This is a genomic window from Kitasatospora sp. NPDC001132, assembly GCF_053598415.1.
Window position 1 is genome coordinate 35,035 of the sequence record NZ_JBSFKF010000016.1, and the last position, 22,847, is coordinate 57,881.

The window sequence follows — 22,847 nt, forward strand, 5'->3', positions numbered from 1 at the left end:
GCCCCGGGTCTTGCCGGATCGGGTGATTGCGCCATGACGCACAGGTGCGGGCAGGACCGAATGACGGAATGGCGCCTTACCCGATCATCGGTGTGACTGTCAGAATGCGGCCGTGCACAGATCAACGGCCTCGCCCACCCTCCCTTCGGGCAGAACCCTCGGCCTCGGCCTCGCCCTGGTCTCCGCCATCGCCTTCGGCGGATCCGGCACCGCGGCCAAGCCTCTGATAGAGGCCGGACTCTCCCCGCTACACGTGGTGTGGCTCCGGGTCACCGGCGCGGCGGTGGCGCTCCTCCCGGTCGCCTACCGGCACCGGGACGCCGTACTGCGCCGCCCCGGCCTGCTGCTCGGCTTCGGCCTGCTCGCCGTGGCCGGCGTCCAGGCCTGCTACTTCGCGGCGATCTCCCGCATCCCGGTCGGCGTCGCCCTGCTCATCGAGTACCTCGGGCCGCCGCTGCTGATCGGCTACGTCAAGTTCGTCCAGCGCAAGCCGATCACCCGCGGCGCGGCCATCGGCGCCGGCGTCGCGGTGGCCGGGCTGGCCTGTGTGGTCGAGGCCTGGAACGGTCTGAGCTTCGACGCGCTGGGCGTGCTGTTCGCCCTCGGCGCGGCCTTCTGCCAGGTCGGCTACTTCGTGCTCGCCGACGCCGGCCGGCACGGCGACCGGCCGGTCGACCCGCTCGCCGTCAGCGCGTTCGGGCTGCTCGTCGGCGCCGTGCTCCTCACCGCCCTCACCCGGCCCTGGCAGGCCGACTGGAGCAAGCTCGGCGGGTCGGTGGTGATGAACGGGCACACCCTGCCCGCGTTCCTCCCGGCCGTGTGGATGGTCCTGATCGCGACCGTGCTCGCCTACCTCACCGGGGTGATCTCGGTCGGCTACCTGTCGCCGCCGATCGCCGGGGTGGTCGCCAACCTGGAGGCGGTGGTCGCCACCGTGACGGCCTGGGTGCTGCTCGGCGAGCACCTCGGACTGCCGCAGATCGCGGGCGGCCTGCTGGTGCTGACCGGCGCCTTCGCGGCGCAGGCGAGCAAGCCCGCGGAGGCGGGGGCGGACACCGGGGCTGACCCGGGGGCGGACAGGGGGGCGGGATCGGGGGCTGACTCCGCTGACTACGGGATCGACGCCGCCGGGGCTGCCGGCCCCGGAACCGCCGGGCCCGGGGCCCGCGACCGGGTGACCGCCGAGCGCGGGGTCAGCGGCCGGTCCAGCCGAACCAGTCGAGGTGATTGAGCGGCCACACGACGGCCGACACCGGGCCGACCACGTTGTCCACCGGCACGGCGCCGCCACCCGGGCCGTGCTGGTGGAAGCGGGAGTCCGCGGAGTCGCTGCGGTGGTCGCCCTCGACCCAGACGTAGCCCGCGGGCACCTTCACCGGCCCGAAGTCCATCCCGGCGCACGAGTCGTCCCCGGGGTGCAGGTACGGCTCGTCGAGCTTCCGCCCGTCGACGGTCAGCGTGGTGCCCTGGCACTGCACGGTCTGACCACCGGTCGCGATGACCCGCTTGACCAGGTAGTTGTCGTCCTTCGGCGGCACCAGGCCGACGAAGCTGAGCACCGAGCTCATGGTGTTGGTGAACGGGTTGGGGTCGGTCGGCTGCGGCGGCAGCCAGCCCCCCGGGTCCTTGAACACCACCGGCTGCCCCTGCTCCGGCTCCCAGCCGGTCAGCGGCGCCAACTTGTTCACGCCGACCCGGTCGCCGATCCGCAGGGTGTTCTCCATCGAGCCGGACGGGATGGTGAACACCTGGAACAGACAGGTCTTGATCAGCAGCGCGACCACCAGGCCGACCGCCGCCATCACCGGAAGCTCGATCCACCACGGCCGCGGCCGCCAGCCCGTACCGCCACGCGAACCGCGCGCCCGACGGCGGGCCTCGGCGCGGCCGCCGGACGCCCCGTGGGCGTCCGACGCGGTACCGCTGGGCGCTCCGGCTCCGCTGGGCGTTTCGGGCAGGTTCACCGCCATCGTCGCTGCTCCACCTCTCCGGCTGGGGAAACCTGCACGCTACGCCAACCGTGGAGCCTGACGAAATCGGTCATTTAGCCGCCGCCGACATCTCCGGGTGTCCCGGAGCCGCTCGGGCACGGGTTTCAGGAGCGGGCGATGGCCTCGTGGTGGCGGATGACCTCGGCGATGATGAAGTTCAGGAACTTCTCCGCGAAGACCGGGTCCAGCTTCGCACCCGCCGCCAGCTCCCGCAGCCGCTTGATCTGGTCCCGCTCGCGCGCCGGGTCGGCCGGCGGCAGCTTGTGCTCGGCCTTGAGCCGGCCGACCTTCTGGGTCGCCTTGAAGCGCTCGGCCAGCATGTGGACCACTGCGGCGTCGATGTTGTCGATGCTCTCGCGCAGGCTGGTCAGCTCGGCCCGTACGGCGTCGTCGATCCCCTCGGACGAGCCGGCGTCGGGGGTCGTGGAGTGGTCCGTCATCGGGGCGGCTCCCGGTGTCTGGAGTGGGCGCCCGGCCGTACGGCGGCCGGGCTCGGGCCCGGGCAAATCTAACAGGGCCCCCGCCCGGGCCCCGCACCGTCGGACGGAACCGTCCACGATCCGGACAGCGGGCCGGGACCGCCCGCCGGCGCCGTGCCCGACCGACTGCCCTGACCGACCACCCCGACCACTCGACCGACCGCTACGGCCGACTGCTACGGCGTGACGCGCCGGGACCGGGGCGGGCTCTGGCCGTAGGCTGGGGCACGCATGACCGGAAGTGACCGTTCGAACACTCCCTCAGCACTGGAGGAACCGATCGTGGCAACCACCCGCACCGCCACCACCGCGTGGGAGGGCAACCTCCTCGACGGCAAGGGGCTGGTGACCTTCGCCTCGTCCGGGATCGGCGAGTACCCCGTCTCCTGGCCGTCCCGCGCCGAGGCACCCAACGGCAAGACCAGCCCCGAGGAGCTGATCGCGGCCGCCCACTCCGCCTGCTTCTCGATGGCCCTCTCGCACGGCCTGACCGGCGCCGGCACCCCGCCCACCAAGCTGGACACCCGGGCCGACGTCACCTTCCAGCCCGGCACGGGCATCACCGGCATCCACCTGACCGTCGTCGGGGACGTCCCAGGACTGGACGAAGCCGGCTTCGCGAAGGCCGCCGAGGACGCCAAGGCCAACTGCCCGGTCAGCCAGGCCCTGACCGGCACGACCATCACCCTCTCGGCCTCCCTGGCCTGAGCCGCGCCCTCTTCTCCTCTCCCCTCCTCTCTCCCCTTCTCTTCCCTCCCGCCCCTCGGCCCCTGTCCCTCGGCTCCCGTCCCGCTCCGGACCGCTCGCGTCCCCGCACCGGACCGCTTCCGGCGCGCGACCGGCGCCCAGGGGCGCGGCTTCGGCGCACACGGCCCTGGTGCACATCATGTGATGTACACCAGGGGCGTCTGCACGTACCGCCATTCATGATCACAAAGCAGGCGAATCACCCTGGCGGCGGTCACCGCGCGTTGCCATCCCGGCCTATGATCGGCCGCAGCGCCCTGTCCCTCAGGCGGGTCCCCGCGCGCCGCCACCCCACGACGGGCGGCCCCCGCAGCGGGCCGACTCCGAGGACCACGACAGAGTGCGGAGCCGGCCGCCGGGTCCCCGACTGGCCGGCCGGACCATCGTCAAGCGTCAGCAGCGGACGGGAGCATGCCGTGCCGGGCCAGAACGAGGGGGCCGACGCACACCACCCCGGCGTGCGGCACACGGAATCACCGCGCCACCGCCACCTCGCCTCACCGGTCCTGGAACCGGCCGCCGGATCCCCTGGCGGGCCCGTCCCCGGAGCCGCGGGTGCCCCATCGGGAGCCGGCACCCTCTGCGGGACCCTCGCGGAACCCGACCTGCTGCTCTGCCCCACCTGCTCGGCCCCGCTCACCGGCGACACCCACCGGGACCGGTGGCTCACCGGCGGCACCGGCCGGACCGACGGCCGTACGGACCGAGAGGGCGACGGCACCGGCCGGGCCGACGGCCGTACCGGTCGGGCGGACACCGGTACCGGCCAGGAGGGCATCGGCGCCGACCGGCTGCTGGCCGCGCTGCGGGCCAGCGAGTCCCGGTTCCGGGCCGCCTTCTGCGACGCCGTCATCGGCATGGCCCTGATCGACGCCGAGGACCGCATCATCGAGGTCAACCCCGCCTTCGCCGCCCTGATCGGACGGGGCGTCGGCGACCTGGTCCGCACCCACCTGCACGAGATCATCGACCCGGAGGGCATGCCGGACCGGCTCTTCGCCGAACTCGTCCGCGGGGAGCGGGAACGGTTCCGCGTGGAGAAGCTGCTCAAGCACCGCGAGGGCCACACCGTCTGGAGCAAGGTCACCGTCTCGCTGATCCGGGACGGCGCCGGTGATCCGCTCTACACCCTCGCGCTGGTGGAGGACATCACCGAACAGCGCCGGCTCGGCGACCGGCTGGAGTACCAGGCCCTGCACGACCCCCTGACCCGGCTGCCCAACCGGGCGTACTTCTTCGAGCGGCTCGACGCCGCCTGCCTCGCACCGACCGACCAGCCCGGCCCGGTCGCCGCAGCCGCCGCGGACGACCGCCGGGTCGGGGTCTGCTACCTGGACATCGACGGCTTCGCGGCGATCAACGAGGCGCTCGGCCACCACATCGGCGACCAGCTGCTGATCGCCGTCGCCACCCGGCTGCGGCGCGAGTTCGACGGGCGCGACACCCACCTGGTGGCCCGGATGGGCGGCGACGAGTTCGCCGTCCTGGTCACCGACAGCCTGGGCAGCGAGCAGCTGACCGAGCTGGCCGCCCGGATCCTGGAGGCGCTGGAACGTCCCTTCGACGTCGCCGGGCACCGGTTGGTGATCACCGCCAGCGTGGGCGTGGTCGAGCGGTCCGTGCACGAGACCACCCCGACCGACCTGGTCAAGGACGCCGACGCCACGCTCTACTGGTCCAAGGCCGACGGCCGCGCCCGCTGGACCCTCTACGACCCGGACCGCGGCGCCCACCAGCTCACCCGGCAACTGCTCGCCACCTCGCTGCGCCCGGCCCTGGAGCGCGGCGAGTTCACCATCGAGTACCAGCCGCTGGTCGGCCTGGCCGACGGCACGGTGCACGGCGCCGAGGCGCTGGTCCGCTGGCGCCACCCCCGTTACGGGACGCTCTCCCCGGACCGCTTCATCCCGCTCGCCGAGGAGACCGGCGCGATCGTGCCGCTCGGGACCTGGGTGCTGGAGGAGTCCTGCCGCCAGGCCCGGCGGTGGCTCGCCGAGTTCCCCGAGACCGAGACCTTCGTGAGCGTCAACCTGGCCGCCCGCCAGATCTGGGACTCCGACATCGTCGCCGATGTCGCCCGGGCCCTCGAACGCACCGGCCTGCCGGCCCGGCTCCTCCAGCTGGAGATCACCGAGAGCGCCCTGCTCGGCCCCGGCGGCCGCCCGCTCCAGGCCCTCCAGGCGCTCGCCGACATGGGCGTGCGGATCGCGATCGACGACTTCGGCACCGGCTACTCCAATCTGGCCTACCTCTCCCGGCTGCCGGTGCACGTACTCAAGCTCGATGGCAGCTTCATCGAGGGCTTCCGCGAGCCCGCCCCGACGGACCGCCCCGGCCGCCCGGAACTCGGCGCCCGCCGCAGCGACGCGGACGAGCAGATCGTCGGCGCGATGGTGCAGCTCGCCCACACCCTCGGCCTGACCGTCACCGCCGAGGGCATCGAGAGTGCCGCCCAGGCCGAGCGCCTGCGGCTGACCGGCTGCGACACCGCCCAGGGCTGGTACTTCGCCCGTCCCGGCGAGGCCGAACTGGTCGCGGCCATACTCCGCGAGGGCCGCCCCGCCCTGGGCCGCCGGTAGCCCGCCGGTGGCCCGCCGGTAGCTGCGGGGGCCCGGGGCCGGGGAACCGGGGGCCGGAAGCCGGGGGCTGAGGGCTGGGGCTGGACGGACCGAGTGGCACGGACCGGCACCGTGTGGACCGTGCCCGCCGGCCGATCAGGCCGTCGCCATCACTCGGTACGCCTCGGCGATCAGGCCGTCGCCGTCAGGCCGTACGCCTCGGCGATCAGGCCGTAGGAGCGCAGGCGGGCCTCGTGGCCGTGGATGTGCGAGGTGACCATCAGCTCGTTCACGCCGGTCCGCTTGCGCAGCGCCTCCAGTCCGTCGGCGACCCGGCCCGGGTCACCGAGCACGACGTTGTCGAGCCAACTGTCGATGAAGTCCGCCTCGACCGGGCTGTACGGGTACTCCTCGGCCTCCTCCGGGGTGGGGATCGGGCCGGGGTTGCCGCGCCGCAGGCGGAGCATGCCGAGGGCCGCGGAGCGGGCGAGGCGCCGGGCCGAGGGCTCGTCGTCGGCGGCCACCGCGCTCACGCCGATCAGCGCGTACGGCTCGGCGAGCACGGCGGAGGGGCGGAAGGACGACCGGTAGAGGTCCAGCGCCGGGATGGTGTTGGCGCTGCTGAAGTGGTGGGCGAAGGCGAACGGGAGGCCCAGACGGCCCGCAAGCTGGGCGCTGAAGCCGGAGGAGCCGAGCAGCCAGACCGGCGGGCGGCCCTCGCCCTTGGGGACGGCGGTCAGCCGGGCGTACGGGTGGCCGTCCGGGAAGTCGCCGTCGAGGAAGTGGGTCAGCTCGGCGAGCTGCTGGGGGAAGTCGTCCGCGCCTTCGGTGAGGCCTCGGCGCAGCGCCCGGGCGGTGGCCGGATCGGTGCCCGGGGCGCGGCCGAGTCCGAGGTCGATCCGCCCGGGGTGCAGGGCCTCCAGCAGTCCGAACTGCTCGGCGATGGCCAGCGGGGCGTGGTTGGGGAGCATGACGCCGCCGGAGCCGAGCCGCAGCGTCGTGGTGTTGGCCCCGAGGTGGGCGAGCAGGACGGCCGGGGTGGAACTGGCCACCCCGGGCATGCCGTGGTGCTCGGCCACCCAGAAGCGGTGGTAGCCCCACTGCTCGGCCCGGCGGGCCAGTTCGGTGGTGGCGGCGAGGGCCTCGGCGGGCGTGTGGCCGACGCCGACGGTGGCCAGGTCGAGGATCGAGAGCGGAGCGGGTGCCGTTCCGCGGGCGGTGCCCCGGATCGCCGCGCCGGCCGTCGGCCCGGTCCCGTGCTCCTGCTGGTCCTCGGTGGTCATCCCGTCCGCCCTCCTGGCTGCCGTCCTTGAGCCGGCCGTCGTGGTGACCGCGCGGCCCGGGTGGGCCCGCCGGTCGCTGTCGCCGACCGGGGTCAACCACGGCAGGCGGCCCGCTGTTCCCGCCCCCGGGGTGCCGTCCGGCCAGGGTCCAGGTGGATTCCGGCCATTTCGCGCGAAGTCCGACCGACCCTTCGACTGACGCAGAGCCAGCGGGCGAACACGACTGGCGACTTCCCGCCAGCGCCGGAAGTCGCCAGTGCCGGCGCTCGCGGCGGGGGCCGATGTCCGGCAGGCTGGGGACCAGGAGCGGGTCGCCGGAGCGGGATCCGCACTCCACCAGCAAGATCGTCGGGCTGGACCAGTACCGGACGATCACTGCGAGCCCTCGGCGCGGCACCCCGCCCCGGGGGCTCGTTCGGGTTCCGGGGGCCTTCCGCCGCCCGGGTGCCGCACGCCCCGGACGGCTCGGACGGACGGTTCGCCACCTCGCGGCGCGGCCGGAATCAACAGCCGTGATCCATCCCATACCGGGGTGCTTCATGCCATGAAAGGTCGAGGCGCTAGCGTTGACCCCTGCAGCCACCTGCTCCTCCGGGAGGCGTGGAGGGAGTAAAGGGCCTTGAACTTCGTGGCGGCGATCGGATCCTCGTGGATCTGCGCGCTGGCGCTCGTCGCCGTGCTCGGTGACGCCCTCCTTCCGTTCATCCCCAGCGGGACGCTGGTCATCCTGGCCGTACTCAAGACCTCCCAGGTCAACGGCGCGCCCCTGATGCTCGGACTGGGCGTGGCGCTGGCCTCCTTCCTGGGCGACCTCCTGCTGCTCAACCTGGCCCGGCGCGGTGCCCCGGTGCTGCACCGCCGGCTCGCCCGGCGCCCGAAACTGGCGGCCAGCGTGACCCGGGTCCAAGAGGCCCTGGTCGAACGCCCCCACGGAGCGGCCGCCGCGATGGTGGTGATCGCGCGGTTCGTCCCGGCCGGGCGGACCGTCCTCGACTTGGCCATCGGCCACTCCCCCGCCCATCCGCACCGGTTCCTGCACTGGTCGGCGCTGGCGGCGATGGTCTGGGCCGCCTACATCGTGACGCTGGGCTGGCTGAACAGCCACTGGTTCAACACCGCCTGGCTGAGCCTCGTGGTCTCCTGCGCGGCGGCCACCGCCATCAGCACCGCGATCGCGCGCATGGTGCGCCGCACCCGCCGGCTCGCCGCGCTCTGACGGTCCGCCCGGCAGCCGTCGCCGACCGACCGGCCCGTCCACGTCCGGCCGGCCCATCAACGTCCGGCCGGCCCATCAACGTCCGGCCGGCCCTGCTCCTTTCCAGCCGATCCGCTCCGCCGCTCCGCCCGGTCCGTCCGGCAGTGCCCCTTGGCGGGCCTCGGGCCGCCCCAGCCCAGCAAGGGGCAAAAGTTTTCCCAAAAGGGCGACCAAGCGGGCCGAACGCAGACGAACTCCACCGGAGTGCGGACCGACCGGCGGTACCGTACTGACCGGGCCGCAAGGGGTGGGAAGCGTCACAGGACGGCAACAGTCGACGCATCCCCGCAGCCCAGCCGGTCACGCCCGGCGTGTTGAGAGTCGTCAGCGCTCGGCGACCTTGGTGACTGCTGTGGCGACATGACAAGCTAACGGCGAAATAATCATCAATCGCCCGATTTGACCGGTGCGGCTGCGGGCCGCCCTCACCACCGGCGTCGGCACCCAGGGGAGACCATGACCAGCATCTCGCGCAGGACGGTGCTCAGTGCGACCGCGGCGACCGCAGCCCTCGGCGCGGTCACAGCCTGTTCCAGCGGCGGATCCGGTTCGGGCGGAAAGGGCTCCCCCGCCACCTCCCAGGATTCCGGCGGCGCGAGCACGACCCAGGGCGGCACCGCCGACCCCACCCGGGCGGTGGTGCCCAAGGGCACCCCGATCGGCGACGGCTCCAACGCGGACACCGGCCCGCAGCCGAACCAGCCCAAGCCCGAGAAGCTCAAGCCGGGCGAGCGGCCGCCGCAGTTCGTGGTCTTCTCCTGGGACGGCGCGGGCGGCACCGAGGACGGCCAGTTCCCCCGCTTCCTGAAGCTGGCGGAGCAGTACAAGGCCACGATGACCTTCTTCCTCTCGGGCATCTACGCCCTGCCCAAGGGCAAGGCCGACCTGTACCACCCGCCGAAGCACTCGGTCGGCGCCTCCGACATCCCGTACCTGTCGGACGGCGCGGTGAAGAGCACGCTCAAGCTCATCAGCCAGGCCTGGCTGGCCGGGCACGAGATAGGCACCCACTTCAACGGGCACTTCTGCTCCAGCCGTCCGGACAAGAACGGGGTCAACGTGTGGACCCCCGAGGACTGGCAGAGCGAGATCGACCAGGCGATCGGCTTCGTCACCCAGTGGCGGACCAACACCGGCTTCACCGACGTCGACCCGCTCCCCTTCGACTACAAGAAGGAGCTCATCGGCGGCCGCACCCCGTGCCTGGAGGGCCAGAAGGCGCTGCTGCCGACCATCGCCAACCTGGGCTGGAAGTACGACGCCAGCTCCTCGGGCGGCCTCCAGATATGGCCGCAGAAGGTGCAGGACGGCAAGATCTGGGACTTCCCGCTGCAGTCCATCCCGTTCCCCGGGCACAACTTCCAGGTCCTGTCGATGGACTACAACATCCTGGCCAACCAGTCCAAGGGCAGCACCAAGGGCGACCCGGCCATGTACGGCGAGTGGCGCACCCAGGCCACCAACTCCTACCTGGCGGGCTTCGAGCGGGCGTACAACAGCAACCGCGCGCCGTTCTTCGTCGGCAACCACTTCGAGCAGTGGAACGGCGGCATCTACATGGACGCCGTCGAGGAGGCCCTCAAGGCCATCGCGGGCAAGCCCGACGTCCGGCTGGTCTCCTTCAAGCAGCTGGTCGAGTGGCTGGAGGTGCAGGACCAGTCCACCCTGCGCAAGCTGCGCTCGCTCAATGTCGGCCAGGCGCCGGCCGGCGGCTGGGAGAGCTTCCTCGGCACGGCGGGCTGACGCACCGCGCCGAGGGCGGACGCCCTTGGCGCCGTCGGCCGCGCCGCCGGCGGCCGGCGGGGGTTCGGCCCCCGCCGGCCGTTGTCGTCCCGGTCGGTTCCCTGGGCCGGGCGGCTACCCGGCGGCGGGCGGCCAGCGCTAGCCGGCGACGGGGGCGTCCGCGAGCAGGATGCGGACGATGCGGTCCGCCCCTGCCTCACCCCAGAGGATCGAGTAGTGGTTGGTGCCCGGCACCGGCACGGCGGACACCCGCTCCTGGTCCAGCCGGGCCAGCCCGATCCGCTCGTGGTCGTAGAGGCCCTGCGGCTCGTCGAGCAGACCGCGCTCGGCCCAGAGCAGGTCGGCCGGGCAGGGCAGCCGGTGCACGGCGGCTGCCGCGTCCTCGTCCAGCAGGACCTGGGCACCGTCGGTCTGCACCGCCTCCAGCACGCAGGAGGAGCGCAGTTCGGGCTCCGTGCCGACGAGGTCTCGCTGGGTGTAGGCGTCGATCCCCTCGGTCCACTCGCCGGCGAAGGCGGGGTGGCCGCGCCAGAACTCCCGGTAGGCGTCCCGGTCCGGAAAGGTCGTGGACAGCCGGGCCAGCGCGGGGCCGAGCACGGCGGCCAGGGCGTCCTCCTCGCGAACGCCCTGCGGCAGTGGGAAGGTGACCGCTCCGTCGACCAGCAGGACGCGACGGACCAGGTCGGGATGCCGGACGGCGGCCAGCGCGGTGACCCAGGCCCCCATCGAGTGGCCGACCACCGTGACGGGCCCCGAGCCCAGGGCGCCGATCAGCGCGGCCACGTCGTCGGCGTGCCGGGCCAGCCCGTACGGTCCGGCGACCGAGCGGCTCGCGCCGCGGCCCCGCAGGTCGGGCGCGAGCAGGGTGACCCGACCGGCGAGCCGGCGGGCTACCTCGTACCAGGCGAGGCCGTTGGCGGTGATGCCGTGCACCGCCACGATCGTCGGGGCCTGCGGGTCGTCGGCGGGCCAGCGCAGGACGGCGAGGTCCCCGCCGGGCACGGGGACGGTCAACTCCTCGGGCTTCAGCGGCGACTGGCTCACGCGGGGGTACCTCCGGTGGGGTGGGCGGTTCCGAGGCCGGTCGGCGCCGGAGCTGAGCGCGCGGACCGGGCGGACCGGATGCGGGCAGGCAGTCTGGCCAGGCCGCCGGGCAGCAAGTAGACCACGGCGACGAACAGGGTGCCCAGCAGGAACAGGGGTTGGGAGAGCGGCACCTTCAGCACCGCCGGCAGGTCGGCCACGGTCGACGAGTTGGCGAGGTCGCCGAGCCGGTGGCTCGCCCAGGTGTACAGCACACCACCGAGCAGGGGCCCCCAGCGGGTGCCGGAGCCGCCGAGGACGACCATGACCAGGAGCGCGAGCGTGGCGTCCGAGGTGGCGGCCTGCGGGGTGGCGCCACCGGTCAGCAGCAGGTAGACCACCCCGCCCAGGCCGGCGAGCCCGCCGGACAGCACGAAGGCGACCAACTTGTAGCCGTAGGGCCGCAGTCCGAGCACCTCGACCCGGCGCTCGTTCTCCTTGATGCCCTCCCAGACCCGGCCCATGGGCGACTTGACGGCCCAGTGGACCGCGGCGACCGTCAGCACCAGGTAACCGACGGCGATCCAGTAGAGGTTGGCGGTGTTCTCGATCCCGAGCAGACCGGAGGGCAGCAGCTCGGCCGGGGCTGAGCGGCCCTCCTCGCCACCGGTGGCGCCACCGGGGTTGCGCTGGACGAGGATCGAGCCGGCCTGGGCGAAGGCGAGGGTGACCATGGAGAAGCCGATGCCGGTGACGCGCAGGCTGACCGAGCCGAGCAGCAGGGCCAGCAGAACGGAGCAGGCGACGCCGAACACCGCGGCGGCGGCGAACGGCAGTTGCAGCTCCAGCATGCCGAGGTCGGTGGCGTAGAGGCCGGTCGCGAAGTAGAGCGCGTGGCCGAAGGAGAGCAGTCCGGTCCGACCGAGCAGGAGGTCGTAACCGGTGGCGAGGCCCCCGTAGAGCAGGCACAGGGCTATCAGTTGGAGGCTTCCGGGGCTGCCGAGCGGGCCGTCGAGCAGTCCCGGGACGGGAAGCGCACTATATGGGGCGACAAGGAGCGTGATCAGCAGAGCGATCGGCCACCAGCGTAGCGCTCTGTGCACTCCTGTCCAACGAATAGTGACCGAATCACCTGTTCGAGGGATGGCGCCGGACTCGGCCTTGTGTTCACAATGGGTCTCGGCAAGGCCGGTGTCAGTCCCCCTTGTCACAGTGGCGGTGTCGGCGGAGCTGGTGTCAGTCCCCTCTGCCGGCATGGTGGTCACGGCAGGGCTGGTGTCAGTCCCCCCTGTCGGACGGGTGGCGCTGCGGCCGGCCGCAGGACCACCGGTGCTCGTGATCGGTGTTTCGGCGCTCACGCGAGCCTCCCGGTGAGTCCACGGGGTCGGACGAGAAGCAGCACGGCGAGCAGGACGACGACCGAGAGGTCGCCGAGCCCGGCGCCGGTGTAGTAGTTGGCGAACTGCTGGACGAGGCCGACGCCCACCGAGGCGACGGCGGCTCCGGTCACGGAGCCCATGCCGCCCATGACCACGACGACGAAGGCGAAGATGAGCAGGCCGGTCCCCTGGCCGGGGTTGACCGAACCGAAGTAGAGGCCCCCGAGGGCGCCACCGAGGGCGGCGGCAGCCCCGCCGAGGGCGAAGACGAGGGTGAACGCCTTCCGGACGTCGATGCCGAGCGCGGTGACCATCGCCCGGTCCTCGACGCCGGCCCGGACGATCAGCCCGTAGCGGGTGCGGGCGAGGAACAACCGAAGAGCGAGCAGCAGCAGGGCGGCGGCGGCCACCAGCACGAAGCGGTTGACCGGGACGGTCGCACCGAGCACGTGCCAGGTGCCGGACAGCAGCTCCGGCTGGGGGAAGGGGCGGGAGTCCGCCCCCCAGATCCCCATCAGCAGGGCGGGTACGGCAAGCCCGACCCCGACGGTGGCGAGGATCTGGTCGCGTGGGCGGCTGTAGAGGGGCCGGATCAGGAAGAGCTCCAGCAGGACGGCGGCGGCCGTTCCGACCAGGGTGCCGAACGGCACTGCGAGCCAGAAGGAGAAGCCGGCCTCGGTGCCGGCCCACCAGGTGGCGTAGGCGCCGATGGAGAGCAGGGCGCCGTGCGCGAAGTTGAGCACGTCCATCAGACCGAAGATCAGCGACAGACCGGAGGCGACCAGGAAGTACAGCGCACCGAGACCGAGTCCGGTACAGAAAAGGAGGACGACGGTGTCCATCAGGGCTTCACCTCGGCGGTGACGACAGGGGCGGCCGGGGAGGAGGCGGGCCGGGGCCCGCCGGCGAGCGGGTGGCGGGAGCCGACGCCGAGCAGGCGGCGGGCGGCTTCCTCGTCAGCCAACAGCTCGGCGGTGTCACCGCGGTGGGCGGTGCGACCGTCGGCCAGGACGGCACAGGTGCCGGCCAGTCGGCGGACGAGGGCGAGGTTCTGCTCGACCAGCAGGACGGGCACGGCCTCGGCCGCACGCGCCAGCACCTCGGCCACCTCGGCGACGATCTTCGGGGCCAGGCCCTTGGTGGGCTCGTCGGCGATGATCAACCGGTTGCGGTTGAGCAGCGTCCGGCCGATCGCCACCATCTGCTGCTGGCCACCGGAGAGCGTCCCGGCCAACTGGCCGGCCCGCTTTTTGAGTTCGGGGAAGAGCTCGTGGACGAGCGCGTAATTCGGCTCACCGGCCTCGCTCCCGCTCCCGCTCCCGGCGGCGCGCTCGGCGAGGCGGAGGTTCTCGGCGACCGTCAGGCCGGCGAAGATCCCCCGATCCTCGGGTGCGTACCCGATGCCATGCCGAACGACCAGATGCGTCGGAAGGGAGGAGAGTTCGGCACCGGAGAGCCGGATGCTTCCGGTGCGCGGCACCAGGCCCATGACGGCCTTGACGGTGGTGGTCTTGCCGGCGCCGTTGCGGCCCAGGAGTGCGGTCACCCCGGCGGGGGCCACGTCGAAGTCGACGCCGTGCAGGATGTGCAGCCCGTCGATGACCACCCGCAGATCGCGAACGGAGAGGAGGGGATCGGCAGCGGCAGCGGCCGACGATGAGACGGAGCGCGCCGAAGGAGAGGTGCGCTGAGCGGAGAACGGAGAGGAGGTCACAACGCCTCACCCAGGTAGGCCTGTTGCACGGTCGGGTCGGCCATCACGGCCTCGGGGGTGTCCAGGGCGAGCAGGGTGCCGTGGTGCATCACCGCGAGCCGGTCGGCCAGGCCGAGCAGGACGTCCATGTGGTGCTCGACCATCAGGACGGTCCGGCCCAGGTCGCGGTGCACGGAGCGGATCAGCTCGGTGAGAGCGGGCACCTCCTCCGCGCTGACACCGGCCATCGGCTCGTCCAGCAGGATCAGCCGGGGCTCGGAGACCAGCAGGACGGCCAGCTCCAGCTTGCGCTTCTCCCCGTGCGAGAGCGCACTGGCCAGGGTGTCCGCACGGTGGGTGAGATCGGTGCGTTCCAAGGTGTCGGCCAACTGCTGCTCGTAGCGGTCGGCGCGGCGCCAGAGCCGGTACGAGGCACGCGGCCCGGCCGCCGCCTGGGCGGCCAGTCGGACATGGTCGGCGACGGTCATCCCCGGCCAGAGGGAGGAGGTCTGAAAGGTGCGGCCGAGCCCGCGGCGGGCCCGGGCGTGCACCGCCTCGGCGGTGATGTCCGCACCGTCGAGGTGGAGGCTGCCGTGGGTCGCCGGGTAGATGCCAGAGATCAGGTTGAACAGGGAGGTCTTGCCGGCGCCGTTGGGCCCGATGAAGGCGATGAACTCGCCTTCGCCGACCGAGAAGGAGACGTCCTCGACGATCGGCACCCCGCGGACGGCCCAGCCGAGCCCGTCCAGTCGCAGCACCGGAGAGGGGGACGCGGAGGAACGCACGGACGAACTGGACTCGGCGGACGCGACGGAGGAGCCGGAAGGGGTGGAGGTGGTACGGGCGGACATCGGGATCAGCCCGCCATCGGGGTGACCGGGGGTGCCGCCTCGTCCGCGGTCAGGGTCTTCTCCACCGAGGGCTTGGCGGCGGCGCCATTGCCGGTCAGCCGCGCCTGGAACATCGGCTGGAGCAGGGCGTGGTCCTCGGCGCGGACCGTGGTCTTCCCCTTCACCCCGTCGAAGCTCCACCCTTCAAGGGCCTTGACCAGGGCCGAAGTGTCATCGGTGGAGCCGTGGTTGGACTCGACGGCGTGCACGATCATCTGGGCGGCGGTGAAGCCGTCCGGGGTGAAGATGTCCGTCTTCCCCCCGGCGGCGGTGACGGCGTCGGTCATGGCCTTCTCCACCGGGGTGCCGGCGGCGCCGTCGAAGTAGTGGTTCAGGAAGGAGATCTTCTCGCCGGCCGGGCCGAACAGCGGGTAGGAGGCGGCCAGGTCGAGGCCGGTGACGACCTTGGTGTCGGCGAACACGTCCTGCTGGTTGAGCGCCGTCCACAGGGCCGAGGCGGTGTCGCCGGCCCAGGCGACGAACAGCAGGTCGGGCTTGGCGGTCTTGGCCTGGGTGGCGAAGGGGGTGAGGTCGGTGGCGCTCGGCGGGGCGAGCACCTGGTCGACCGTCGCGCCCTCGGCGCCGAGCACCGCCTTCACGGCGGCCACGTTGGCCTGGCCGAAGGCGTTGTCCTGAGCGAGCACGGTGACCTTCTTGCCCTTGGCGTCACCGACGAACGAGGCCGCGGTCTTGATGTCCTGGTAGGACTGGCGGCCGGAACGGAAGGTGTACTTGTTGAGCCCGGTGGCCTTGTCGGCCGCGGCCGGACCGCTGATGAAGAGCACCTTGTTCTGGGCGGCGATCGGGCCGACCTGGAGGGCCACGCCGGAGGCGGTGGAGCCGGCCAGCACCTTGTAGCCCTTGCCGATCAGGTCCTTGGCGGCGGACACCGCCTTGGCCGGGTCGCCGGCGTCGTCCTGCTCCTCGAACTCGATCTTGTGTCCGTCGACCGCGCCGGTGCCCTTGGTCGCGTAGCTCAGGCCGGCCTTGAAACCCTCCAGGTACTGCTTGCCGTAGGCGGCCAGCGGTCCGGTCTTGGAGTACACCAGGCCGACCTTGATCGGGCCCTTCGATCCACCGTCCGCCGCGCTCGTCCCGGCCGTGCCGGCCTTGGCGCAGCCCGAGGCGAGCAGGACGCAGGCCGCGAGGGCGGCGAGCTTCCGGGTCGGGCCGCCGGTCAGGGAGTCGCCCAGGCGGGCGCCGGAGGCGGTCCTGGAGGGGGCTGTCGAGCTGCGCATGGTGACCGACTCCTGAGGTGCGGCGGGGTGGATGCGGGAACCGTAGGTGTGCGGTGAGAGCAGCGACATGTGCCTGGTCGACGCATCAGCCCACCAGGCTGTGGTGGCAACCGACATACCGTTGGCCGGTCGCCGTCCCCCGGGCTCGTGGGTGTGGCCCACCGACACGGATCCGCACCCACCCATGGGGGCAGCCGCCATGGCTACGGCGGCCCCCGCCCGGTGACGGTGGAGGGGCGCGGAGCCCGTCCGGCGGCAGCCACCCCAGCGGCGCGTCCGACCCGATCCGGCCCAGGCAGGACCTCAGCCCGGCCTGGCACGGCCGTGGGCTCCGCGCGTTTCCCGAGCCCGCCGGCCGCCCCTCTCCGCCTGCCCCTCCGTCCCGCAGCCTCCTTCCTTCCGTCCCCCGCCTGCTCCCCTCCCTCCACCCCTCCGCTCTCCGTTCCTCCCTCCTCCCACTCCCTCACGAGGTGACCCCTTGGACAAGGTCCTGGACTCCCCCGCCGACGCGGTCGGGGACATCCCCGACGGTGCGGTCCTGGCCGTCGGCGGCTTCGGCCTCTGCGGCATCCCGAGCACGCTGATCGGCGCACTGGTGGACTCCGGTGCCACCGGGCTGCGGGTGGTCTCGAACAACTGCGGGGTGGACGACTGGGGGCTGGGCCTGCTGCTGCGGGCGGGCCGGATCGCCCGGATGACCTCCTCGTACGTCGGGGAGAACAAGGAGTTCGCCCGGCAGTACCTCTCCGGCGAGCTGGAGGTGGAGCTGACCCCGCAGGGCACGCTGGCCGAGCGGCTGCGGGCGGGCGGATCCGGCATCCCGGCGTTCTTCACCCCGGCCGGGGTCGGCACCCAGATCGAGGAGGGTGGGCTGCCCTGGCGCTACGCGGCCGACGGCTCGGTGGCCCTGGCCTCCCCGCCGAAGGAGGTCCGGGAGTTCGGCGGCCGTCGGTACCTGATGGAGGAGGCGATCACGGCGGACTTCGCGCTGGTCCGGGCCGAGGTGGCGGACCGGCACGGCAACTGCGTCTTCCACGCCGCCGCCCGGAACTTCAACCCGCTCTGCGCGATGGCGGGCCGGATCACCCTGGTCGAGGCGGACCGGATCGTCGAACCGGGCGAGCTCCCGCCGGACGCGGTGCACCTGCCCGGGGTGTACGTCGACCGGGTGGTGGCCGCCGACCCCGAGGACCGCCGCATCGAGCGCCGGACCGTCCGCCCCGCACTCCAGGAGGCCTGACCCGATGCCCATCGAGACTGCCGACCCCGCCCCCGTCACGGGCACGCCGGCCGCCCCCGCCCTCGACCCGCGCAACGCCCTGGCCGCCCGCGCCGCCCGCGAGTTGCGCGACGGCCAGTACGTGAACCTGGGCATCGGCCTGCCGACCCTGATCCCCAACCACCTCCCGCCGGGCGTCGAGGTGGTGCTGCACTCGGAGAACGGCATCCTCGGCGTCGGCCCGTTCCCGGAAGAGGGCACCGAGCACGCCGACCTGATCAACGCCGGCAAGGAGACGGTGACGGTCGCCCCCGGCGCCTCGTACTTCGACTCCGCCTTCTCCTTCGGCATGATCCGGGCCGGGCGGATCGACGTCTCGGTACTCGGCGCGATGCAGGTGTCGGCCGCCGGGGACCTCGCCAACTGGATGATCCCCGGCAAGATGGTCAAGGGCATGGGCGGCGCGATGGACCTGGTCCACGGGGCCCGTCGGCTGATCGTGGTGATGGAGCACACCGCCCGGGACGGCTCGCCGAAGATCGTCGAGGAACTGTCACTTCCGGCCACCGGTCGAGGAGTTGTGGACCGGATCGTCACCGACCTCGCCGTGATCGACGTGACCCCGGAGGGCCTGCGGTTGGTGGAGACGGCTCCGGGCGTCGACTTCGCGGAGGTCCGGTCGGCGACCGGTGCCACCCTGCTGCCCCCGCTCTGAGCAGTCCGACCCCGTACGGACGGCCGGGTCGCCCCTGAGGGACGGTCCGGCCGTTCCGCTGCCCCGCGAACCACCAGCAGACCACTCGCGGAGCACCCACAAGCCACCCCGGAACCCGAGATTCCCCCGCAATAGCATCAACCCCCGCCATTGCGGCCGGGAACCGGGTCATCTTCATGCCTCGGCGGCGGCGATCTCCCGGACTGGTTGCGATCACCGGTGCGCTCAGGGAGAGTTGAGGAGACCAAGGATCCCGACGTGCCCGGAGGGGAAACGGGAAAGTGCATCGGGATCCCGAATTCGAAGCCGCCGCACCGCCGCACCGCCGCTCCAAGGAACCGATCGCACACGCCGAATGCGCTGGACGGCCCAGCCGATTCGAGCTGACGCCGACCGATTCGGCCCCGTTCCGCCCTGTTCCACTTCCACCCGGACGGCTCCGAGTCGAGGCAAGCCCACGCAGAAGCCGAGCGAGCCTAGCGAGGCGCGAACTCCGGGGGGAGCAGCTATGACCACGCCGCCGTTCTCGCGACGAAAGGGCGTCGGAACGGCCCACGGGCGAGGTCCCGGGCAGCTGGACGAGGCCGCCCTGAGCGCCGTTCCGGTTCCCGAAGCCCCTTACGACTACGGTCACTTCAGCCGTCTCGCCGGCCCGGCGTACGACCCGGACGAGGACGACGACCTCGGCGGCGGCGTCTACTGGCCCGAACCGGCCGCCCGCTACGGCCCCGCGCCCGCGGCCGCCCCGTACGACCCACCCCCCGGCGCCCCGTACGACCCCACCTCGACGACCGCCCCGTACGGCCCCGCCCCGTACGACTACGACCCGCCCCCCGCACCCCCCTACCGCGTCCGGTACCGCAGCCTGCTGCGCCGCGAGCCGCACCGGATCCGCGCCGCCCTGCTGATGATGGCGGCCCCCGTGGTGGAGGCGGTGCTGCTGGTCTGGCTGCTGCTGCCGGAGCACTGGCCCGAGCGGCTGGACGAGACGAACGCCCTGGTGCTCCTGGGCGACAAGGTGATGATCGGCATCATCGCCGTCGTCGAGGTGTTCCGGCTGGTCAACGTCGTCTCCAACACCCACGCCACGCTGGTCGCCCGCGACCCGGTCCCGGTGACACCGGAGGCCGGGACCCGGGTCGCCTTCCTCACCACCTGCGTGCCGGGCAAGGAACCGCCCGAGATGGTGCGGGCCACGCTGACCGCGGCCCGGGCCGTGCGGCACGACGGACCTTACGACGTCTGGTTGTTGGACGAGGGAAACGATCCTGCAATGCAGGCGCTCTGCACCGAACTGGGCGTGCGCCACTTCAGCCGTGCCGGCCGCCCGCACTGGAACCGGCCGAAGGGCCGGTTCCGCGCCGGAACCAAGCACGGCAACTACAACGCCTGGCTCCAGGCCCACGGCGACGACTACGAGTTCTGGGTGTCCGTGGACACCGACCACGTCCCGCTGCCGGACTTCTGCGAGCGGATGCTCGGCTACTTCCGCGACCCGGACGTGGCATTCGTGGTCAGCCCCCAGGTGTACGGGAACTACCGCACCTCGGGCTCGGCCGTCACCAGGTTCTCCGAGAGCCAGCAGTACCTCTTCCACGCCCTCATCCAGCGTGCCGGAAACCGTTACGGCGCACCGATGTTCGTGGGCACCAACAACGCCGTCAGAATCCGGGCGCTCCAGTCGATCGGCGGATTGTACGATTCCATCACCGAGGACATGGCGACCGGCCTGGAGTTCCACCGCAGCCGGAACCCGGAGACCGGGGAGCGCTGGAAGTCCGTGTACACCCCGGACGTGCTGGCGGTCGGCGAAGGGCCGTCCTCCTGGACCGACTTCTTCTCCCAGCAACTGCGCTGGAGCCGGGGCACCTACGAAACCCTGCTCACCCAGTACTGGCGGGTGCTGTGGAAGCTGTCGCCCGGCCGGCTGCTCAACTACTCGCTAATGGTGGGCTTCTACCCGATGGCGGCCCTCACCTGGCTGCTCGGCGGCCTGTCCAGCGTGCTCTACCTGGGCTTCGGCGCCTCCGGCGTGCACGTCTCCTCGGAGATCTGGATGATGCTCTACAGCGACGCCGCCGCGCTCCAACTCCTGCTCTACACCTGGAACCGCAAGCACAACGTGAGCCCGCACGAGCCTGCCGGCTCCTCCGGGGTCGCCGGCATGGTGATGTCGGCGCTCTGCGGCCCGGTCTACGCGGCCTCGCTGCTCCAGGCACTCGTCCGCCGCCGCAGCCGCTTCGTGGTGACGCCCAAGGGCCGCTCGGCCAGTACCGACCGGCTCGGCGCCTTCCGCTTCCACCTGTTCTGGACGCTGGTGTTCGGCGGCGCGATCACCGCCTCCTACTTCACCGGCTACGACCACGCCGCGATGCGCACCTGGGCCTGGATCGCCCTCCTGCTCACCCTCCTGCCGGTCCTGATCACCATCGGCGACGCCGTCCGTCGCCGACGGAGCCGCCCCACCGCCACCCTCACCGTCACCGGCGGCCCGGCCTCGACCCCTGGCGTCCTCCTGGAGAAGCGCCGCCCGCGCCACGCCCGCCACGCCCGCGATCCCCGCGCCTCCACAACCTCCGTACCCCCCGCAGCCCCCGTACCACCCGCAGCCCCCGCACCACCCGCAGCTCCCGTACCGCCCGGACACCCCCTGACACCCACCCACTGACGACCTCCCGAGGGGAGCACCCACGTGAAGATCCACAAGGCCGGCCGCACCAAGCGCCTCGCCCTCGGCAGCACCGTCGCACTGACCGTGGCCGGGATGAACGCGCCGGCCGTCCTCGGCTTCGCCTCCGAGCAGTACCACCACTACGTGATCAACCGCCCCGAGTACAAGGCGCAGTACGGCCACTGGCAGACCCTGTCGCTGCCCGCCGAGTTCCGGGTCAACGCCGTGCACGCGACCCTGCTGCGCACCGGCAAGGTCCTGATCGTGGCCGGCTCCGGCAACGACGAGAAGCAGTTCAACGCCGGCACCTTCAAGAGCCTGCTCTGGGACCCGGCCGAGAACACCTACAAGCTGGTCCCCACCCCGGCCGACATGTTCTGCGGCGGCCACACCTCGCTGCCGGACGGCCGCGTCCTGGTGGCCGGCGGCACCCAGCGCTACGAGAAGCTGGCCGGCGCCGTGAAGAAGGCGGCGGGCGTCATGCGGGTGCGCAACGAGAGCCCGGAGCACGACCGGACCTTCCCCAAGGGCACCGTCTTCGTCTCCCCGAACGGCCACGAGTACGCCAGCACCGCCGCGGTGACCGTCCCGGCCGCGACCAAGACCGGCTCCGGCAAGCAGACCGTGGTCACCGCCGGCGAGCAGCACGTGTACGTGGAGGCGGTCGGCCCGGGCCCGGACTACGCCTCCGACTCCCCCGCCCAGTACCGGATCAAGGGCCTGAGCGGCACGGACGCCCACAACCTGTACGGGCAGAACGAGAAGCTGACCCTGGACAAGCAGGAGTACCAGGGCATCCGCTCCGCCTTCGAGTTCAACCCGGACACCGAGCTGTACGAGCCGGTCACCGACATGGCCCACGCCCGCTGGTACCCGACGCTGACCGGGCTGGGCGACGGCCGGGTGGTCACCGTCTCCGGGCTGGACGACACCGGGGAGATCCTCAACGGCAACGACAACGAGATCTACGACCCGAAGACCAAGTCCTGGTCCAAGGGCCCCGACCACTACTTCCCGACCTACCCGGCGATCTTCCTCACCGCCTCCGGCCGGCTCTTCTACTCCGGCTCCAACGGCGGCTACGGCCCCGGCGACAAGGGCCGCGAGCCCGGCCTGTGGGACCTCTCGAACGGGGCCTTCCAGCCCGTCCCCGGTCTGCGCGACCCCGGCCTGACCGAGACCTCCTCCTCGGTGCTGCTGCCGCCCGCGCAGGCGCAGCGGGTGATGGTGCTCGGCGGCGGTGGCGTCGGCGAGTCCCCGCTGTCCACGGCCCGCACCGACATCGCGGACCTCTCCTCCGCCAAACCGGCCTTCACCCCGGGGCCTGACCTGCCGGCCGGCGGCACCCGCTACCTCAACAGCGTGATCCTCCCGGACGACACCGTCTTCACCACCGGCGGATCCAGTGGCTACCGCGGCCGCGGCGACAGCGACCTGCTCAGGGCGCAGGTGTACCACCCGGATTCGAACAGCTTCAGCACCGCCGCTGAGCCGACCGTCGGCCGCAACTACCACTCCGAGGCGCTGCTGCTGCCGGACGGCCGGGTCGCCGTGCTCGGCTCCAACCCGCTCTTCGCGGACAAGGCCGAGACGCAGCCGGGCGGCTTCGAGCAGCGCATCGAGATCTACACCCCGCCGTACCTGTACCACGGCGACCGCCCGCAGGTCGGTGCCGTTCCGCGGACGGCCAGGCTCGGCGGGTCCGTCACGGTCGGCACCGCCCGGCCGGAGGCGGTCGCCACCGCCAAGCTGATCCGGCCGAGTTCGGTGACCCACGTGACGGACGTCGAGCAGCGCTCGGTGGCCCTGGACGTCACCGGGCGGACGGCGGACGGCGTCTCGCTCGCCCTTCCCGGCAACGCCGACCTGCTGCCGCCGGGCTGGTACATGCTGTTCCTGACGGACGCCGCCGGCACCCCGTCGGTCGCCCGCTGGATCCAGGTCACCGGCTGACGCCCGAGAA

At 72.4% G+C, this 22,847-nt stretch carries 18 protein-coding genes; 9 read left to right on the top strand and 9 right to left on the bottom strand.

Annotated features, from left to right (window positions below; genetic code table 11):
• Positions 1–112 precede the first annotated feature (112 nt).
• Positions 113–1,231: an EamA family transporter gene (locus ACWDBE_RS21570; protein ID WP_449789662.1), complete on the top strand. Its 1,119-nt coding sequence runs from the start codon at positions 113–115 to the stop codon at positions 1,229–1,231.
• On the opposite strand, the gene lepB is transcribed toward ACWDBE_RS21570, so the two are convergent.
• Complete coding sequence (gene lepB / locus ACWDBE_RS21575) at positions 1,194–1,970, bottom strand: signal peptidase I (RefSeq protein ID WP_449808809.1); 777 nt, start codon at positions 1,968–1,970, stop codon at positions 1,194–1,196. The two genes, ACWDBE_RS21570 and lepB, sit on opposite strands and share 38 nt — an antisense overlap.
• A 125-nt stretch (positions 1,971–2,095) precedes the next feature.
• On the bottom strand, positions 2,096–2,431 hold the full coding sequence (locus ACWDBE_RS21580; protein WP_392881203.1) for a chorismate mutase: 336 nt from the start codon (positions 2,429–2,431) through the stop codon (positions 2,096–2,098).
• Between the two features lie 321 nt (positions 2,432–2,752).
• Here ACWDBE_RS21580 and ACWDBE_RS21585 point away from each other — a divergent pair, with 321 nt between their 5' ends.
• Together ACWDBE_RS21585 and ACWDBE_RS21590 are read left to right on the top strand one after the other, a co-directional pair.
• Positions 2,753–3,178, top strand: a complete 426-nt coding sequence (locus ACWDBE_RS21585) for an OsmC family protein (protein WP_449789664.1) — start codon at positions 2,753–2,755, stop codon at positions 3,176–3,178.
• 455 nt (positions 3,179–3,633) lie between these two features.
• Complete coding sequence (locus ACWDBE_RS21590; RefSeq protein WP_449808810.1) at positions 3,634–5,796, top strand: putative bifunctional diguanylate cyclase/phosphodiesterase; 2,163 nt, start codon at positions 3,634–3,636, stop codon at positions 5,794–5,796.
• A gap of 170 nt (positions 5,797–5,966) precedes the next feature.
• On the opposite strand, the gene ACWDBE_RS21595 is transcribed toward ACWDBE_RS21590, so the two are convergent.
• Positions 5,967–7,058: an LLM class flavin-dependent oxidoreductase gene (locus ACWDBE_RS21595; RefSeq protein WP_449808811.1), complete on the bottom strand. Its 1,092-nt coding sequence runs from the start codon at positions 7,056–7,058 to the stop codon at positions 5,967–5,969.
• Positions 7,059–7,686: 628 nt separating this feature from the next.
• Between ACWDBE_RS21595 and ACWDBE_RS21600 the strand changes: the two genes are divergently transcribed.
• Positions 7,687–8,274 (top strand): DedA family protein, encoded by a 588-nt coding sequence (locus ACWDBE_RS21600; protein ID WP_449789737.1) that lies wholly within the window; start codon positions 7,687–7,689, stop codon positions 8,272–8,274.
• A gap of 495 nt (positions 8,275–8,769) precedes the next feature.
• Positions 8,770–10,056, top strand: a complete 1,287-nt coding sequence (locus ACWDBE_RS21605) for a hypothetical protein (RefSeq protein WP_449789667.1) — start codon at positions 8,770–8,772, stop codon at positions 10,054–10,056.
• A 138-nt stretch (positions 10,057–10,194) separates the two neighbouring features.
• Here ACWDBE_RS21605 and ACWDBE_RS21610 read toward each other — a convergent pair whose 3' ends face one another.
• From ACWDBE_RS21610 to ACWDBE_RS21635, 6 genes are all read right to left on the bottom strand, one after another.
• Positions 10,195–11,100 (bottom strand): alpha/beta fold hydrolase, encoded by a 906-nt coding sequence (locus tag ACWDBE_RS21610; protein ID WP_449808812.1) that lies wholly within the window; start codon positions 11,098–11,100, stop codon positions 10,195–10,197.
• Positions 11,097–12,197 (bottom strand): branched-chain amino acid ABC transporter permease, encoded by a 1,101-nt coding sequence (locus tag ACWDBE_RS21615; RefSeq protein WP_449789738.1) that lies wholly within the window; start codon positions 12,195–12,197, stop codon positions 11,097–11,099. The genes ACWDBE_RS21610 and ACWDBE_RS21615 overlap by 4 nt, the downstream gene beginning before the upstream one ends.
• Before the next feature lie 236 nt (positions 12,198–12,433).
• On the bottom strand, positions 12,434–13,300 hold the full coding sequence (locus ACWDBE_RS21620; protein ID WP_402407295.1) for a branched-chain amino acid ABC transporter permease: 867 nt from the start codon (positions 13,298–13,300) through the stop codon (positions 12,434–12,436).
• Positions 13,300–14,064, bottom strand: a complete 765-nt coding sequence (locus ACWDBE_RS21625) for an ABC transporter ATP-binding protein (RefSeq protein WP_449789669.1) — start codon at positions 14,062–14,064, stop codon at positions 13,300–13,302. The genes ACWDBE_RS21620 and ACWDBE_RS21625 overlap by 1 nt, the downstream gene beginning before the upstream one ends.
• 104 nt (positions 14,065–14,168) lie before the next feature.
• The gene (locus tag ACWDBE_RS21630; RefSeq protein ID WP_449789670.1) at positions 14,169–14,936 is read right to left on the bottom strand and encodes an ABC transporter ATP-binding protein; all 768 of its coding nucleotides are present in this window, start codon (positions 14,934–14,936) and stop codon (positions 14,169–14,171) included.
• A gap of 71 nt (positions 14,937–15,007) precedes the next feature.
• A complete protein-coding gene (locus ACWDBE_RS21635; protein ID WP_449789671.1) occupies positions 15,008–16,279 on the bottom strand; it encodes a substrate-binding domain-containing protein in 1,272 nt (423 codons plus the stop codon).
• A 478-nt stretch (positions 16,280–16,757) separates the two neighbouring features.
• Here ACWDBE_RS21635 and ACWDBE_RS21640 point away from each other — a divergent pair, with 478 nt between their 5' ends.
• The 4 genes from ACWDBE_RS21640 to ACWDBE_RS21655 all read left to right on the top strand — a co-directional run bounded on the left by ACWDBE_RS21640 (position 16,758) and on the right by ACWDBE_RS21655 (position 22,837).
• Entirely contained in the window at positions 16,758–17,519 is a 762-nt protein-coding gene (locus ACWDBE_RS21640) for a CoA transferase subunit A (RefSeq protein WP_392881183.1), read from the top strand.
• Positions 17,520–17,523: 4 nt separating this feature from the next.
• The gene (locus tag ACWDBE_RS21645) at positions 17,524–18,213 is read left to right on the top strand and encodes a 3-oxoacid CoA-transferase subunit B (protein WP_449789672.1); all 690 of its coding nucleotides are present in this window, start codon (positions 17,524–17,526) and stop codon (positions 18,211–18,213) included.
• A gap of 508 nt (positions 18,214–18,721) precedes the next feature.
• Entirely contained in the window at positions 18,722–20,881 is a 2,160-nt protein-coding gene (locus ACWDBE_RS21650; RefSeq protein WP_449808813.1) for a glycosyltransferase family 2 protein, read from the top strand.
• Between the two features lie 24 nt (positions 20,882–20,905).
• A complete protein-coding gene (locus ACWDBE_RS21655) occupies positions 20,906–22,837 on the top strand; it encodes a galactose oxidase-like domain-containing protein (protein ID WP_449808814.1) in 1,932 nt (643 codons plus the stop codon).
• The last annotated feature ends 10 nt before the right edge of the window (positions 22,838–22,847 follow it).